At 68.7% G+C, this 15,751-nt stretch carries 14 protein-coding genes; 10 read left to right on the top strand and 4 right to left on the bottom strand.

All coding sequences use genetic code 11. The features are described 5' to 3' along the window. Positions 1-30 precede the first annotated feature (30 nt). Positions 31-1,491 (top strand): SDR family oxidoreductase, encoded by a 1,461-nt coding sequence (locus ACIA5H_RS01215; RefSeq protein WP_379252940.1) that lies wholly within the window; start codon positions 31-33, stop codon positions 1,489-1,491. Between the two features lie 18 nt (positions 1,492-1,509). Here ACIA5H_RS01215 and ACIA5H_RS01210 read toward each other — a convergent pair whose 3' ends face one another. Then, positions 1,510-2,571 carry an alpha/beta hydrolase gene (locus ACIA5H_RS01210; protein WP_397073032.1) on the bottom strand — a complete coding sequence of 354 codons (1,062 nt, stop codon included), beginning with the start codon at positions 2,569-2,571 and terminating at the stop codon, positions 1,510-1,512. 235 nt (positions 2,572-2,806) lie between these two features. Between ACIA5H_RS01210 and ACIA5H_RS01205 the strand changes: the two genes are divergently transcribed. The 4 genes from ACIA5H_RS01205 to ACIA5H_RS01190 all read left to right on the top strand — a co-directional run bounded on the left by ACIA5H_RS01205 (position 2,807) and on the right by ACIA5H_RS01190 (position 8,171). Then, positions 2,807-4,228, top strand: a complete 1,422-nt coding sequence (locus ACIA5H_RS01205) for a condensation domain-containing protein (protein ID WP_397073030.1) — start codon at positions 2,807-2,809, stop codon at positions 4,226-4,228. Continuing rightward, a complete protein-coding gene (locus tag ACIA5H_RS01200) occupies positions 4,225-5,865 on the top strand; it encodes an MFS transporter (RefSeq protein ID WP_397073028.1) in 1,641 nt (546 codons plus the stop codon). Before ACIA5H_RS01205 ends, ACIA5H_RS01200 begins: the two co-directional genes overlap by 4 nt. Next, entirely contained in the window at positions 5,862-6,761 is a 900-nt protein-coding gene (locus tag ACIA5H_RS01195; RefSeq protein ID WP_397073026.1) for a glucosyl-3-phosphoglycerate synthase, read from the top strand. Before ACIA5H_RS01200 ends, ACIA5H_RS01195 begins: the two co-directional genes overlap by 4 nt. Positions 6,762-6,884: 123 nt before the next feature. Then, a complete protein-coding gene (locus tag ACIA5H_RS01190; RefSeq protein WP_397073024.1) occupies positions 6,885-8,171 on the top strand; it encodes a VWA domain-containing protein in 1,287 nt (428 codons plus the stop codon). 84 nt (positions 8,172-8,255) lie between these two features. On the opposite strand, the gene ACIA5H_RS01185 is transcribed toward ACIA5H_RS01190, so the two are convergent. Next, positions 8,256-8,531, bottom strand: coding sequence for a hypothetical protein (locus tag ACIA5H_RS01185; RefSeq protein WP_355072692.1), 276 nt, complete (start codon positions 8,529-8,531; stop codon positions 8,256-8,258). Positions 8,532-8,847: 316 nt separating this feature from the next. Between ACIA5H_RS01185 and ACIA5H_RS01180 the strand changes: the two genes are divergently transcribed. The 3 genes from ACIA5H_RS01180 (at position 8,848) to ACIA5H_RS01170 (ending at position 11,140) form a co-directional block, all read left to right on the top strand. Continuing rightward, positions 8,848-9,141 carry a hypothetical protein gene (locus tag ACIA5H_RS01180; protein ID WP_195077704.1) on the top strand — a complete coding sequence of 98 codons (294 nt, stop codon included), beginning with the start codon at positions 8,848-8,850 and terminating at the stop codon, positions 9,139-9,141. 129 nt (positions 9,142-9,270) lie between these two features. Continuing rightward, positions 9,271-10,692 carry a DUF1254 domain-containing protein gene (locus ACIA5H_RS01175; RefSeq protein ID WP_397073022.1) on the top strand — a complete coding sequence of 474 codons (1,422 nt, stop codon included), beginning with the start codon at positions 9,271-9,273 and terminating at the stop codon, positions 10,690-10,692. Between the two features lie 4 nt (positions 10,693-10,696). Beyond that, the gene (locus ACIA5H_RS01170; protein ID WP_397073409.1) at positions 10,697-11,140 is read left to right on the top strand and encodes a DUF1214 domain-containing protein; all 444 of its coding nucleotides are present in this window, start codon (positions 10,697-10,699) and stop codon (positions 11,138-11,140) included. Here the strand turns inward: ACIA5H_RS01170 and ACIA5H_RS01165 are convergent. Next, entirely contained in the window at positions 11,023-11,466 is a 444-nt protein-coding gene (locus ACIA5H_RS01165; protein ID WP_379252947.1) for a hypothetical protein, read from the bottom strand. The two genes, ACIA5H_RS01170 and ACIA5H_RS01165, sit on opposite strands and share 118 nt — an antisense overlap. A gap of 247 nt (positions 11,467-11,713) precedes the next feature. Between ACIA5H_RS01165 and ACIA5H_RS01160 the strand changes: the two genes are divergently transcribed. Beyond that, positions 11,714-12,943 carry a cytochrome P450 gene (locus tag ACIA5H_RS01160; protein ID WP_356965225.1) on the top strand — a complete coding sequence of 410 codons (1,230 nt, stop codon included), beginning with the start codon at positions 11,714-11,716 and terminating at the stop codon, positions 12,941-12,943. An 8-nt stretch (positions 12,944-12,951) separates the two neighbouring features. Next, entirely contained in the window at positions 12,952-13,677 is a 726-nt protein-coding gene (locus ACIA5H_RS01155) for a TetR/AcrR family transcriptional regulator (protein WP_355072698.1), read from the top strand. Between the two features lie 7 nt (positions 13,678-13,684). Here the strand turns inward: ACIA5H_RS01155 and ACIA5H_RS01150 are convergent, their stop codons facing one another. Further along, complete coding sequence (locus ACIA5H_RS01150) at positions 13,685-15,697, bottom strand: TerD family protein (protein WP_397073019.1); 2,013 nt, start codon at positions 15,695-15,697, stop codon at positions 13,685-13,687. Positions 15,698-15,751 lie beyond the last annotated feature (54 nt).

Below are 15,751 nucleotides of genomic sequence, written 5' to 3'. Positions count from 1 at the left end.
CCTGAGCAGGTCATCGGAAGGGTGGTTGCCGTGCGGTGTGTGGTGTTCGGTGCGACCGGCTACATCGGCGGACGACTGGTGCCGGAGTTGCTGCGCGCGGGTCATTCGGTTCGCGTGCTGGCACGCACACCCGGCAAGCTCGCCGAGGCCCCCTGGCGCGATCGCGTCGAAGTGGTGGCGGGCGACGTGACCTCGGCCGCCGACGTGCGCGGCGCGCTGGCGGGGCAGGAGGTGCTGTACTACCTGGTCCATTCGCTGACCCGCGCCGACTTCGACACGGTGGACCGGGAGGCCGCCACGCTGGTCGCGGCCGAGGCGGCGCACGCGGGGCTGACCAGGATCGTCTACTTGGGCGGCATCGTCCCGGGTGCGCAGCGGCTGTCGCGGCACCTGGCCTCCCGCACCGAGGTCGGCGAGATCTTGCAGGCGGGCGCGGTACCCGCCCTGGTGCTGCGGGCCGCGGTGATCATCGGTTCCGGTTCGGCTAGTTTCGAAATGCTGCGCTATCTGACCGAGCGTCTGCCGCTGATGGTCACCCCGCGCTGGGTGCGCAACCGGATCCAGCCGATCGCGGTGCGTGACGTGCTGTATTACCTGACGCGGGCGGCGACGCTGCCCGAAGGCGCGGGCGGCGCGTTCGACATCGGCGGCCCGGACGTGCTGACCTACGTGCAGATGATGCGCGCCTACGCCGAAGTGGCCCAGCTGCCGCGACGGCTGATCGTGCCGGTGCCGGTGCTGACGCCGTGGTTGTCGGCGCAGTGGGTGAATCTGGTGACCCCGGTGCCGCGCGCGATCGCCGTTCCGCTCATGGAGTCGCTGATCAACGACGTGGTCTGCCGCGACCACGCGATCGCGGGCCTCATCCCGGACCCACCGGACGGACCGACCGGTTACCGCAGAGCAGTGGCGTTGGCGCTGGAGAAGATTCGCGATCTGGACGTACCGACCAGGTGGTCGGACGCCCATCCGCCGGGCGCGCCGTCGGACCCGCTGCCCACCGACCCGGCGTGGTCGGGCGGGTCGCTGTACCGGGACGTGCGCGAACGCCACACCGATGCCGACCCCGCCACGCTGTGGCGGGTGATCGAGGCTATCGGGGGCGAGCACGGCTGGTATTCCTTCCCGCTGGCCTGGTCGCTGCGCGGTTGGATCGACCGGCTCGCCGGCGGCGTCGGTCTCGGCCGTGGACGCCGCGATCCACACCGGCTGCACGAAGGGGAGGCGCTGGATTGGTGGCGGGTGGAGCGGATCGAACGACCTCGGATGCTGCGCCTGCGCGCCGAGATGCGGGTACCGGGACGGGCGTGGCTCGAGCTCGCGGTCGAGCCGGACGGTCCGGGCGCCACCTACCGCCAGTGCGCGGTGTTCGAACCGCACGGACTGGCCGGACATCTGTACTGGAAATCCATCGCGCCGTTCCACGCGGTCATCTTCGGCGGGATGGCGCGCAATATCACCGGCGCCGCGGAATCTTCCCGCGCGCGGTGACGCGGCCCGCTCACCCGGCTATCCGGTGGCGGGGGTCGCCAGCGCCGCGGCGATCAGCGGCCACGAGTTGTGCAGGTCCTCTTGCCAGTAGCCCCAGGAGTGCGTGCCGGAGGGACGGAAGTCGAACGTCGCGGGGATGTTCAAGGCGCGCAATCGATCGCTCAGCTCGTGAGCGCACTGGTTGATGATCGCCTCCAGGAAGCCGCCGGTGACGAGCTGGCTGACCAGTTTGTCGCGATTGCCGTCGATGCCGGGCCCGTCGGGCCGGTCGAACGGTCCCGGCATTCCGGTGCCGGTGGAGACGTAGATGGCAGTGCCGCGCAGTCGATCCGCGTGCAGGTACGGGTCGTTGGCGGCCCATCGGGGATCGGTGGGCGGGCCCCACATGTTGAGGGCGTTGCCGCGCCAGCGGGTGACGACGGCGGCGACCATGGCTTGGCCTTGCGGATCGCTGGTGCGGACGCACCCGCTGTAGGAGCCGACGGCTCGATAGAGCCCGGGTGCGTTGAGGGCGAGCTGGAATACCGAGGTGGCCGCCATGGAGATTCCGGCGACGGCGTTGGCGCCGTTGCCGGCGAAAGTGGCGTCGATCAGCGGCGGCAGTTCTCTGGTGAGAAATGTCGTCCAGCGTTGCCTGCCCAGCACCGGATCGTCCGTCCGCCAATCCGCGAAATAACTTCCTTCGCCGCCCATGGGCACGACGACATTCACTTGTTTGTCCCGGAAGAAATCCTCGATATCGGTCCGATCGGTCCAGTTGCTTCCTTCCGAGCCGCCGCTGGCTCCGTTGAGCAGATACAGCGTCGGCGCGGGTGCCGAATTATCCGGTGCGCGGATGACTTTCACCGGGATCGTGGTGCTCATCGCGGCGGAATGGATCCGCACGTCGGTCAGCCGACCGGTGCCCGGCTCGATGCCGACCACTCGGGCGTCATCCGCGGTCACCGTGTCCGGTGGCCGGGCCGTAGGTTCCGCTGTCGCCGCAGGCCAGGCCGGTGACAGCGGTGTAGCGGCGAGCGCGAGCGCGACGGCGATCGAGGTGATGATCGCGCCTGGCCTGCCTGTCGTTCGTGCCCGCACGCAAGACCTCCGAACCTGCTTCGTGCACCGTAGTGGTGGCGAAAGTAGGGCGCGGTCACGCTGTCCGGCAAGCGCTCGCGGGCATTCTTGGGAAACTCGACGACCCGCCCGCGCCGTCTGCTGGTGGTGGTCACAAGATTCCGTGCTACCCATGGTCGTCGGATGATCGAAGTCGTTAACTTTCATGGGGGTTCAGCCGAGGATTTCTCCTCGCCGGCACGAATCGAGAACACCTGTGGTCAATTTCGGTTTCATCGACGAATGGCATCCCGCCGCGGGAAAGCTCACCAGTTGGCGCGCGGCACCGGAATCGCTCGCCGCGGCGCGCCGTGCCCCGGCGCATCCGGCGCCGCCGTCGCATCAGCAGGAGGAATACCTGCGCACCACATACCGCAATGCCGATGCGGGTTTCCGCGTTTCGCGGGTGTGCATGCTCGCGTTCACGATTCCCGGCGTCCCGGACCATGCCGCGCTCACGCGCACGGTCGACGCGTTCCTGCGCAGGCACGACACGTTCTGGAGCTGGTTCGTCCGCACCCCGGAGGACCGGGTGGAGCGCCGGGTACTCGACCCTGCGGACATCCGGATGGCGCCGACCGAACACGGCGTCCACACCGAAAGCGACACCATCCGAGCGCACGTCTTCGCCGAGACGCCCGGCCCGCTGGACTGGGACTGCTTCAGTTTCGGCGTCATCGAGCACGCGGAGTCGTTCACGATGTACGCGGCGGTGGATCACCTGCACACCGACGGTGTGGCACAGGCACTGTCGTGCGTGGACCTGCTGACGCTCTACGGCAGCGAATTGTCCGGCGGCAGCCTGACTCCCGCGCCGGTGACCGGCCACATCGCGTACTGCGAGCGCGAGCGCCGCCACAGCGCCGAGCTGACCGCCGACTCACCGCAGATCTCCGTCTGGCTGGATCTGCTGCGGCGCAACGGCGGTGACGTGCCCGGTTTCCCGGTGGACCTGTGGGTCGGCGGAGACGAGCACGTCCGGGGCGCGCAGGTGACCACCGTCCTCATCGACGAACCGGGTGCGCTGCGCTTCGAGGAGGCCTGCCGGGCGCACGACGGCCGGTTCACCGGCGGACTGTTCGCCGCGGCCGCGCTCGCGGAGATCGAATTGGCGGGTGGCGACTGGTATTTCGGTCTCACGCCGGTGAACACGCGCCGCACCGACGGCGAGGCCGCCTCGGTGGGGTGGTACACGAATCTGATCCCGGTGGCCTTCTCGGTGGGCGCCGAGCAGTCGTTCGCGGACGTGGTAGCCGCGGCGCAGCAGGCATATGACCAGGGCAAAGACCTGACCGACGTGTCCCTGCACCGGGCACTGCAACTGGCGCCGCCCGAACTCGGTATCCGCACTCGGCCGGGTTGGAACGCACGCATGCTGTCCTACCTGGACATTCGCAAGATGGCGGGCGTCGAGATGTTCGACAAGATCGACGGCGGCATGTTCGCCAACCGCGGCAGTTCGCGCGAGGTCTACATCTGGATCAACAGGTTCACCGACGTCACCACCCTCAGCCTGCTGTTCCCCGACACGCCGCAGGCGCACGAGGCGATCGGGCGCTACGTCACCGCCATGCAGGCGATCGTGGCCGACGTCGCCGCGAATGGCGACCGCGCGGTGCGGGTCGGCGCCCTTCCATGAGTACGCGGGCGAGCATCGCCACCGGCACGCCTTCGGTGGTCGTCGGCCCGGCGGAGTGGGCCGCGCTGGGCGCGTGCCTGCTCGCGGTGTTCATGCAGATGCTGGACATGACGATCGTCAACACCGCGCTGCCGAGCATCGCCAAGGACCTGGCGGCGCCCGGTTCGGCGCAGGTGTTCGTCGTGGCGGGCTACAGCCTGGCCTTCGCGGGCACGCTGATGACCGCCGCGCGGATCGGGGAGTCGATCGGGCGGCGGCGCGTCTTCCTCGGCGCCATGGCGGCGTTCACCATGGCCTCGGTGTGGTGCGGCCTGGCCCACCTGCCCGGCGAGCTGATCGCGGCGCGCGCTGTCCAGGGCCTGTCCGCCGCCGCGATGTCCGCGCAGGTCATCGCCATCATCAGCGCGGTGTTCCCGAAGGGCAAGCAGCCGTTGGCCTTCGGGTTCTACGGCGCGGCCGCCGGTCTGGCGGCCATCGTGGGGCCGTTGCTCGGCGGCGCGGTCATCGCTTCCGATCCGTTCGGCCTGGGCTGGCGCGCGATCTTCCTGCTGAACGTGCCGCTGTGCGTCCTGGGGTTGCTGCTGGCGCACCGGCATCTGCATGTCGGCAGGCCCCCGACCAGGGAACGGCTGGATGTCGCCGGCGCGCTGCTGGCGAGCAGCGGACTGGTCGCCCTGCTGTATCCGCTCGCGGCCGGACGGGAACAACACTGGCCCCCGCAGCTGTTCGGGCTGCTCGGCGTCGGGCTCGGGCTGCTCGTCGTATTCGTCTGGCATCAGCGCAGGCGGCTGCGGGCCGGGGAAAGCCCGCTGCTGCGGATCGATCTCTTCGCGGACCGGGGTTTCGCGGTCGGCTCCGTGCTCACGCTGCTGTTCTTCGGGATCTTCGCCGCGTTCTTGTTCACCGTGTCGGTGATGGCGCAATCCGGGCTGGGATTCACCGCCTTGCGAACCGGAATCCTGGTGCTGCCCTTCGCGATCGGCGGCGCGTGTGGCGCGCTCGCCTCGCCGATCCTGGTGGCGCGGCTCGGCAGTCGCGGGCTCACCCTCGGCGTGCTGGTGTTCGCGGTCGCCATCGTGGTCATCGCGCTGACCGTCGACCCCGAGGACGCGGCGATCGATCTGGGGCGGCTCGCCGTACCGGTCTTCGCCGCCGGAGCCGGGATGGGGCTGTTCGCCGCGCCGCTGCCCGCGGCCATGATGGCGGGCGTCGCGGAACGGGCGACCGGTTCGGCGTCCGGAACGGTGCCGACCGTGCAGCAGGTCGGCAGTTCGCTGGGCGTGGCGGTGCTCGGCGCGCTGTTCTTCCGCCGGGTCGACGCCGACACCGACCTCGGCGTCGGTCATGTGAAAGCCGTTCTGGCGGAGTCGCTGACGAACTCTCCGGCGACGACCGCCCAGCGCGACGGTGTCGTCACGTCGTTCGCCTACTGCGCCGAATCGGCGCTGCGTTCGCCGACCCCGCACCTCGACGCGCACACCTGTCCCGGCGCGGGGGCCGACGTGGCCGGACAGATCGCCGCCGCGCACACCTTCCTCGCCGCCTGCGTCACTGTGCTGTGGATGGTCGCGGCGATCGCGCTGGTGCTCGTCGTGCTCAGTCTCGCGCTGCCGTCGCGGAACGGGGAGCCACGGTGACGGCAACCGGCGTTGTGCACTACGACCGCGCGTGGTCGCACGACGAGCTACTCGAACGCAAGCGGCACCGCACCGTCTCGGTGGTCGTTCCCGCTCTGAACGAGGAGGACACCGTCGCGGATGTGGTGGCCTCGATCCGTGACCTGGTCGGCACCTTGGTCGACGAGCTGATCGTGCTCGATTCCGGCTCCACCGACCGGACCGCCGCCCGTGCCCGAGCGGCGGGCGCGACCGTCTATTCCCGCGAGCAAGCGCTGCCCGCCGTGCCGCCGTGTCCGGGCAAGGGGGAGGTGTTGTGGCGGTCGCTGGCGGTGGCGTCCGGTGATCTCATCGTGTTCGTCGACGCGGATCTCGTCGCTCCCGACCCGCGGTTCGTGCCGTCGCTGCTCGCACCACTGCTGTCCGACGACCGACTGCGGTTGGTGAAAGGGTTCTACCGCCGCCCGTTCGGCGACGCTCCCGACGGCGGCGGACGCGTCACCCAACTCGTGGCCCGGCCGCTGCTCACCGCGCTCGCGCCGGAGCTGGCCGAGTTGCGCCAGCCGCTGGGCGGCGAGTACGCGGCCACCCGGGAACTGCTGCGGTCGTTGCCGTTCGCGCCTGCCTACGGCGTCGAGATCGGCATCCTGATCGACACCTGGCGCAGGCACGGGGCCGGCGCCATCGGGCAGGTCGATCTCGGCGCCCGCGTGCATCGCAATCGGCCGCTGCGTGAATTGGCCGAGATGAGCAGGCAGGTGATCGCGACGCTGCTCGACCGGTTCGGAATCCCCGATTCGGGCGTCGCGCTGACGCAGTATCTCCCGGACGGCTCGAGCTGGCATGCGGTGCCGGGCGCGGCGCCCGCGGCCGATCGGCCGCCGATGGCCACGCTGAGCGGCACCGGTATCCGCTGACGGCGATAGCGAATCGGCGGCGGGTGAACCGGTATCGCCGCGGCGAACACTCCGCATCCGGCCCGGGCCGGCCTTACCCTGATCCCGGTGACGATCGCGGAGTGACGACGGCTGGGAGCTTCGATGGGCGCGGCATTGGTCAAGGGGCAGAACGGTGTGCTGGACCTGGCTCACCTACTGGTGTCGGTGCGCACCGAGGCGGCGGTCGATGTGTCGGCGCTACTGGTGACCGAGGTGGGGCGCGTGCGATCCGACGCGGATTTCGTGTTCTTCAACCAGCCCAGCGCGCCCGGTGTCTCGCTGGCGGCGGGAACGCCCGGAGCGCTGTCGGTTTCGCTGGGTGATCTGCCCGCGGACATCGCCCAGTTGCGTGCGGTGCTCACACTCGACGATCCGGCGCAGACCTTCGGCCGGTTCGCGCCGCCGGTCGTCACGGTCGCCGACGCCGCGGGAAACGTTCTGTACGAGTACCGCATCGAAGGGTTGAGCAGCGAATCCGTTGTGATCGCGCTAGAGCTGTACCGCCGCCATGGGGCGTGGAAGGTGCGTGCGGTCGGGCAAGGCTATGCGGGTGGGTTCGCCGCGCTGGTCACCGATCACGGGGTGAGTGTGGACGAGGAACCCAGCGGTGCGAACGTTCATTCTCCGGATCGGCCGGTGCCTGATCTCGCCCCGGCGGCGGACGTGTTCACCGTTCCCGGCGAGGCGAAGCTCTCCTTCGAAAAGCGCGCGAAACTGGACCTGCGCAAGCGTGAGGTCGCGAAGGTCCTCATCGACAGGAACGCTTTCGGCATCCGTGCCCGCGTCGTGCTGGTCATCGACAAGACCGGCAGCATGCAACGGCAGTACCGCGATCAGGTGGTGCACCGCGTCGTGCAGCGGATGATTCCGGTGGCCACCCAGCTCGACGACGACGGCACCCTGGAGGCGTACCTGTACGCCCTCTCGTTCGCCAAGCTGCCCGACATCACCGTCGAGCACGGTGACGACTGGGCACGGACCTATCTGCATCTCGGCGGAACCCACGGCGACATCGATTACGACCGGCTCGGCGGCCGCAACGACGAACTGCCGGTCATGCGCGACATCATCGACTCGTTGCGCCCTGGTGGCCGTCCCACGCTCGTGTTGTTCTTCACCGACGGCGGCTTCGCCAAGAAGCGCGAGATCACGGCGCTCATGCGCGAAGCCGCGCGGTTGCCCGCCTTCTGGCAGTTCGTCGGGCTCGGTCGCGCCAACTACGGTCTGCTGCGCGCTCTGGACGAATTGCCCGACCGGGCGGTCGACAACGCGGGTTTCTTCGCCCTCGACGACATCGATCAGGTCGACGACGCGCAGCTCTACGCCCGTTTGCTCGGGGAGTTCCCGGACTGGCTGCGCGCAGCGCGAAACGCGGGCATTCTGCGCTGACAGCGCGAACCTGCCCTGCTCACCGCGCATCGCCCGCTTGTCATAGCGAAAAGCTATAGCGGTTCGCGATTCGTCCGCGGCGGATCAGCCGATGACGGCGTTCATGATGGTGCCCGCGCTGGTGGCCACCACCCCGCCGATCATGGCTCCGGCCACCATCTTCGGTGACTCGAGCCCGCCGCCGGTCCACTTCTCCCAGGCGAAGCGGCCACCGGCGTAGATGATGCCGCAGATGCCCGACAGGAGCACGAACCACGTCAGGTAGCGGACCAGTTGGAGGAACTTGTCGGAGATCGGCGGTGCCTCGGGGCTGGGATTGCCGATCTGCGCCAGGGTGTCGTAAGCGGCGGCCAGGATCATCGTCGTTCGCTCATTCTGGATTCGGGACAGGGGCAAGTGATTCGCTGAGAAGATCGTATCCGTTCGCTCGCCGCGATGCAGTCAGGTCCATGTAGCGCAGGGAAGTTCGTGTTTTCTTCGCCCGCGCCCGGGTAGCCGAACTTCTGAGCCTGCTGCCCGTTCCGCCGCTGGGCGCGAAGGTTCCGCGCAGTGCGCACACCGCGGCGGCGTCTGGGCCCGTATCCTGGTTCGTGGCCGAATTCATCGGTGGTCGAACGGCTTTCGCAAAGCGGCTGGTCGGCGGCAGGGTCGTATTCGAGCGTAGAGGGAGTAGACGGTGAGCATCATTCTGGCGTCGGTCGGCGATTCGTTCACGACGTTGGCGCAGATCGGCAATCCGACCCCGGAGGCGCCGCCCCTGGCGGACAAGCTCTTACAGTTCGTCCGGTACCTGACCTGGTTCGCGCTCGCGTCGGGCATCGTCAGCATCATCTACGCGGGCGGCAGATTCGCCTGGGAGAAGTGGAGCGGCGGCGGATTGCAGTCGCCGAAGATGATCGCGGGCGCGATGATCGGCGGGGTGGTGGCCACCAGTGCGGGCACCATCATGAACACCGTCCTGGAATTCTGAGCGAGGGCGGCGCTCCTTCCCGCGTGTTCTCGCGGCGAACCTCCGCAAACGCCCTCGAGCTGCGATTTCCGTCGCGGAGTTCGGTCGCGCTCCGGTGCGGTGCCGATAGGATCGGAGGCGGAGCGGATCATGGACGAGAGGACCGAGGGCAAGCCCACGATGTCGCGGCGCACGGCGCTCGGCATCGCGGTGTCGTCGGTGGCCGCGCTCGGATCGGCGGCATGCGGCGGATTCGGCCAGGATTCCGGGCCGCATCCCGTCCCAGGTGACGCCGCCACGATCGCCAAAGACGCCTACATATTCGGCTACCCTCTGGTGCTGCTGGACGTCACCCGGGTGGCTGCGGAGATGGTCACGCCGATCAACCGCTTCCACCACGCCGTCTCGCTGCCCACCCCGGCGCAGCGAGACGTGGTACGGCTCGACCGCGACACGCTGCGTTCTACCGCGTGGCTCGATGTGGCGAGCGAGCCGATGGTGCTGAGCGTCCCCGCGCTGGACGAGGGCCGGTTCTGGCTGGCCAAGGTGACGGACGCCTGGACGAACAACGTGCACAACCCCAGCAGCCGTCGGCCGGCGACCGAGTCGGCCGGGCCGCCGTATACCTATGCGGTGACCGGTCCGAGGTGGTCGGGTGCGCTGCCGAAAGGTCTCACGCCGTTGCCGATGCCGACGCCGACGGTGTGGCTGGTCATCCGGATCCAGGTCGACGGCGAGAGCGATCTCCCGGCGGTGCGCGCCGCGCAAGAGGGATTGCGATTGGTGCCGTTGAGCGCTTGGGCGGCGGGCACCGAGCCGCCTGCGCCCACCGGGACCGGGCAAGCGAGCGTACAGCCGCCACCCGAGTGGGTCGCCGGGATGGACCCGCGGGTGTTCTTCGACCGGATGTGCGCGTTGCTGTCGACCAACCCGACCGCGCCCGAGGACGCGCCCGCCATGCGGCGGTTCGAGAAGATCGGGATCCGGCCGGGTGGCACAGTCGAGGGCATCTCGAATACCGAGCTTGCGGCGGCGGTGGAGACCGCACGGCAGCAGATCCCGGTGTCCCTGGGTGCGCGGACGGTCAACGAGAACGGCTGGCTGGTCGACCCCGACGTCGGCAGGTTCGGCACCAACTATCTGCTGCGCGCCGCCATCGCCCACGTGGCGCTCGGCGCCAGCCTGATGACCGAGAACGCCTACTATCCGACGCTGTTCGCGTCGACGGACGCCGGAGGTGGTACGGGCCGATTCCGGCTGCATTTCGCGCCCGGCCAGTTGCCGCCCGTGAACGAGTTCTGGTCGCTGACCGCCTATGCCGCCGACAACTATCTGGTGCCCAATCCGGCCGGCATCTACGCGGTCGGCCATCCGGATCCGGTGACGGTCAACCCCGATGGGTCCGCCGACATCGCGTTGCAGTACACCGACCCGAGGGCGGGCGTCGCGGCCGGGAACTGGCTGCCGATTCCCGAATCCGGACAATTCTCGCTGACCCTGCGCCTGTACGCGCCGAAGGCGGAGGCCGTCCAGGGGCGCTGGCGTCCCCCGCCGCTGTTACCGGCGCTCTGACGCGATTCGCGCGAAGTCCCGCCGCCGCTCTCGGCGATCGGGTGACAGGCACCGCTGGCCGGTCGACGCGTTCTGGTCGTTGGCCGTCTATGACGCCGAGGACTATCTCGTGCCCAACGAGGCCGAGATCTACTCGGTGGGCCACCTTGTACCCGTCGTGCTCAATCCGGACGGTTCGCTCGGTCTCACACTCCAGCAGCACGATCCCGGTCCCGGCGTCCCCAGTCCCGGAATCCGATCCGTTCTCGGCGAGCCTGGCGTTGTTCGCGCCCAAGCCGGTGGTGTTGCAGAGGCGATGGCGGCCGCCGCCGCTGATCACGCTGCGCTGAGTCAGTCGTCGCCCGCCCAACTCCAGCGTGGGACCTCGCGGATCGGGTGCAACTCCGAATCGCTGGCCGCATGCGAATTCTGCTGCGCCACCTGTGATCCGAATGCGACGTGCTCATAGACCGCGGTGCGGAACTCTTCGTTCTCCAGCAGTCCGGCCTCCTCGAAGGTCTGCATGTACACCTCGACGAAACGTTCCCGCTGCTCGTCGGTGATCCGCAGGCCGCGGTGCACCGCGATGATGTATTCGAATCCGAGCTCCCGGGTAAATCGATCCGGGCCGCCGAACGATTCGGCGGTGAACCAGGTGAGATGGTCGACGTGTTGCGGCAGTCGTTCGGTGAACAACGTCTTCAGCACCGGGTCGCTGAGCGCTTTGTCGTAGAACGCCGCTTCGACACGATGGAGCACCTCGTCGCCGCCGACGTGGTCGTAGAGACTGGGCATGGCACCTCCGGCCGGAGTAGGGCTGCTGCTCTCATTAGAGGTGGTCCGCCGCGTCGGTGTACACGTGAATCGGGGTAATGGCCGATACCTGCCACCTCCGTCCGTGGTCCGGTGGGCGGACCGGCGGCATGAAAAGTAAACGGGTTTTACTAAACGCTGTTCACAAAGCTCGGGTTCTGTGGTTGCATCGCTGGTGACCGTGTTCGCCAGGTCTGCGCACAGACCGCCGTAGGAGTTAGCCGTGACCGTGACCACGCCCTCGATCCCGACGGGGTTCGACTTCACCGACCCCGATCTACTCGCCACCCGCCTGCCCATCGAGGAGTTCGCCGAACTGCGCCGCACCGCCCCGGTGTGGTGGTGCGCTCAGTCCGATCGGGCCAGCGGATTCGACGACGGCGGCTACTGGGTCGTCTCCAAGCTCGCGCACATCAAGGAGATCTCCAAGAATCCCGAGGTGTTCTCCTCGCACGAGAACACCGCGATCATCCGGTTCAACGAGGAGACCACGCGCGAGCAGATCGACATGCTCGGCGACATGCTGCTGCTCAACCAAGACCCGCCCAAGCACACCAAGACCCGCCGCATCATCTCCAAGGGCTTCACCCCGCGGGCGGTGGAGAGTCTGCGCGCCGCGCTGACCGAACGCGCCGCGCGGATCGTGCACGAGGCCAGAAAGTCCGGCAGCGGCGACTTCGTCGAACAGGTCGCCTGTGAACTGCCGTTGCAGGCCATCGCCGAGCTGATCGGCATCCCGCAGGAGGACCGCAAGAAGATCTTCGACTGGTCCAACCAGATGATCTCCTACGACGATCCCGAGTTCGAGGGCGATCACCACGCCGCCACCGCCGAGGTGATGGGCTACGCCTGGAACATGGCCGAACAGCGGCGCGCCTGCCCGGCCGAGGACATCGTCACCCAGTTGGTGAACGCCGATATCGACGGCGAGCACCTCGGCTCGGACGAGTTCGCGTTCTTCGTCATCCTGCTGTCGGTGGCGGGCAACGAGACCACGCGCAACTCGATCACCCACGGCATGAAAGCGTTCGTGGACCATCCCGAGCAGTGGGAGATCTACCGGCAGCAGCGTCCGCGCACCGCGCCCGACGAGATCGTCCGATGGGCCACCCCGGTCACGGCCTTCCAGCGCACCGCCACACAGGACACCGTGCTCGGCGGCCAGGAGATCAAGAAGGGCCAACGGCTCGGACTGTTCTACAGCTCGGCCAATTTCGACGAGGAAGCGTTCGCGGATCCGTTCACCTTCGACGTGCTGCGCGATCCGAACCCGCACGTAGGCTTCGGCGGCACCGGCACGCACTACTGCGTCGGCGCGAACCTGGCCCGGTTGCAGATCGATCTGATGTTCAACGCCATCGCCGACGTGATGCCCAACCTGCGTCAGGTGTCCGAGCCGGTGCGGCTGCGGTCGGGCTGGCTGAACGGGATCAAGCGCTGGGACGTCGAATACGCTTGAATCGATCAGTGCAACAGTCCAGACCACGGGGGCGCGCGCCGGTGGTGACCGACACCGACATCCGGCGGGTGGCCAGCGCGCTGCTGGTCGAGCGCGGGCCCGATGCGGTCACCCTGCGTGCCATCGCGCGCGAACTAGGAGTCACCGCGCCCGCGCTGTACCGGTACTACGACTCGCTGGAAGACCTGCTGGAGCGGCTGCGGCTGGACTTCTGCGCCGACCTGGCCGGGGAACTGACCGCCGAGATCGCCACGCTGCCCGACGACGGCGCCGCGCAGTTCTTCGCCATCTGCCGCGGCTTCCGGCGCTGGGCGCTGACGCACACCAGGGAGTTCACCCTGGTGTTCGCCTCGCCCGGCGCGGGCCAGGCCCGCGCGCTGCGCCGCTTCGACGAGCCCTTCGGTCGGGTTTTCCTGGCCGCGGCGGGCAGGCTGCTGGCGAACTACGACATCGTCACGCCGTCGACGGACGTCATCCCGCCGGAGTTGCGTGAGGATCTGGTGCACTTCCAGACCGAACTGCTGGCGGCGCTGTCGGAGTCGGGTCAGAAGTTCCCCGCCGAGAAACTGGATCTGGGTGTGACGTACCTGATGATCCAGATCTGGGCGCGGCTCTACGGCCACGTCACGCTCGAGGTGTTCGGGAACTACCCGATACCGCTGGACAATCCGGAGATCCTGTTCGACGCGATGCTCGCCGATCTGGGCCGTACCGCGGGCCTGCTCGGCGAGTGAGCCGGGTTCAGATGCGGGCGCCTTTGGCCCGGTTGCACGCGCGGCACAGGATCTGGAGGTTGGCTGCGCTGGTCGCGCCGCCGCGGCTGAGCGGGATGACGTGGTCGAACTCCAGGTAGTGCCCGTCGCCGCATTCGACGCAGCGGCCACCGTCGCGCTGCCACACCTCCGCTTTCACCTCTTGCGGGATGCTGCGGGTGTCGCGCTGGCCTGGCGTGAGAACGAGACGTTTGGCCACGCGCAGCGCGCCTTCCAGCGCGGCCGAGACGTAATCCGGATCGTCGACGGCGAAGGTCGCGCCGCCGCGCGCGGACGTGGCCGCGAGTACCACCGTTCCCTGTTCCGCGTGCACGGAAACCACTCGTGACCACGGCATCTCGATGCCGGTGTCGGCGCCGACGAAACGCAGCTTCTTGTTGCTGCCGATCAGCCTGCCCTCGGTGAACTTCGGGCCGCGTGCGAGCTGACGCACGTGCGTCGCGGGCAGATCGAGGTGCACCGTCTCCTCTGGGTCCAGGTGCAGGCCGGGTGTGCGGACGATCGGCAGATCGCCCGTACGCAGCCGGTAGAGGGTGTGCCCGCGATGCATTCGCCTGCGCAGATCCTCGATCAGCGGTCCGCCGAGCGCGAGTTCGGTGACCGCGTGCTCGAACAGTTCCAGTTCCGCGTGCCGTACTTCACCGTCGGCGAAGGCGAAGGTCACCAGCCGCTCCACATAGGTGAGCCCCGCGTCGCGCAGGACCGCGCGGCCCGCTTCGGCGTCGATGCGCTGGTAACGCAGTGATGCCCACAGGTCCGCCCACTCGGGGCCGTGTGGCCCGTGGCCGGTGAGCACCCGCCACGCCCTGGTGTGCCAGTGGACGAGGTACTCCTCGATCTCCTGGGCGCATCGCTGGCACGGCGCGAACCCACCGAAGAACTTGCGGCGCAGCGTGTTTCCGCAGCGTGCGCAGTGGCGGTCGCCGGGCGGGGGTCGGAGATACCGGTCCTCGGTCCATATGGTGCCGTCCCACCAGCGCATGGTCTGCGGGTTGTCCGGATCCGGGTGCCAGTCCGCGACTTCGGGGTGCGGCGGCGGAGGAGCGGGCGGTGCGGTGTCGCGGCTGTGCCGGTGGAGGTCGACCGTGCGGTGGGTGTGTGGGCGCGGCAGGGGAGATGTATCGCCACGGTCGAGCACTTCGGTGCGTGGCCGGGCGGGGGTGTCTACGCCCGGGCGTACTTCGGTCCCTTCGAGCTGCCCGGGCGAGTCGTCGGTGCGGATGGGTTCGCGTTGGACCGGCGTGTTTTCGGCGAGATCCGTTCCGATTTCGGCGGGAGTTTCCCCGTTTCGCGCGGAGTGGCCGGAGGGCAACGATCCGTGGGGGAAGCGTCGGGCCGAGGTCGGGTCGCGCCGAGCGGACCGTTCGGTGGCGGGTTCCGCTCCGGCCGGAGAAAGTCGTTCTTGCGCGGACGGATTCGCCGCCGGGCGTCGCACCCGGAACGGGTTGGCGGGATGCGTGGTGCGGGCGGGCGCCGAGGGATCGTTGACCTGGACGCCGAACTCGGTGACCAACCCGGCCAGTCCGCTGGACCAGCCCTGGCCGATCGCGCGGAACCGCCACTGCCCGTCGCGGCGGTAGAACTCGCCGAACATCAGCGCCGACACCGCCTCCGCGTCATCGATCTCGTACGTCACGACCGCCCCGTCCACCGAGTGCACGGCGACGGTGAGCCCGTGGATGTCGCCGAAGGTGCCGTCCTCCAGCGAGCCGGAGACGACGATGCGGTCGACGTCGGCTTCCGTGCGCGGCAGCGACACGCTCAGCCGCGCGGTGCCCGGCGCGGGCTCCTGATCGAGGGTGACCGCCTGCGAAACGTGCCGCGGCGCGTTGTAGAACACCAGGTCGCGATCCGAGCGCACCGCGCCCGACGCGTCCAGCAGCAAGGCATGCGCGTCCACGGTGTGCTCCGATCGCCATGAAACGACCACGGCTAGAAGGGATGTCGGTACCGCTGCGTTCGCGCCCTTGCTGAGTTTCATGGTGCTCGAACTATGCCATGAGCCTCCGACACGCCGAACGCGCGACGGCCGGTC

The sequence above is a fragment of the Nocardia sp. NPDC051900 genome (genome assembly GCF_044452545.1).
Lineage (GTDB): Bacteria > Actinomycetota > Actinomycetes > Mycobacteriales > Mycobacteriaceae > Nocardia > Nocardia sichangensis.
Note: the sequence above shows the minus strand (reverse complement) of the source record. Positions and strands in the feature narration are given on the sequence as shown.

Excerpts from the sequence above, each read along its gene's own strand:
- ACIA5H_RS01200 (WP_397073028.1), top strand. The coding sequence starts at position 4,225 with ATGAGTACGCGGGCGAGCATCGCCACCGGCACGCCTTCGGTGGTCGTC.
- ACIA5H_RS01190 (WP_397073024.1), top strand. The coding sequence starts at position 6,885 with ATGGGCGCGGCATTGGTCAAGGGGCAGAACGGTGTGCTGGACCTGGCT.
- ACIA5H_RS01185 (WP_355072692.1), bottom strand. The coding sequence starts at position 8,531 with ATGATCCTGGCCGCCGCTTACGACACCCTGGCGCAGATCGGCAATCCC.
- ACIA5H_RS01175 (WP_397073022.1), top strand. The coding sequence starts at position 9,271 with ATGGACGAGAGGACCGAGGGCAAGCCCACGATGTCGCGGCGCACGGCG.
- ACIA5H_RS01165 (WP_379252947.1), bottom strand. The coding sequence starts at position 11,466 with ATGCCCAGTCTCTACGACCACGTCGGCGGCGACGAGGTGCTCCATCGT.
- ACIA5H_RS01150 (WP_397073019.1), bottom strand. The coding sequence starts at position 15,697 with ATGAAACTCAGCAAGGGCGCGAACGCAGCGGTACCGACATCCCTTCTA.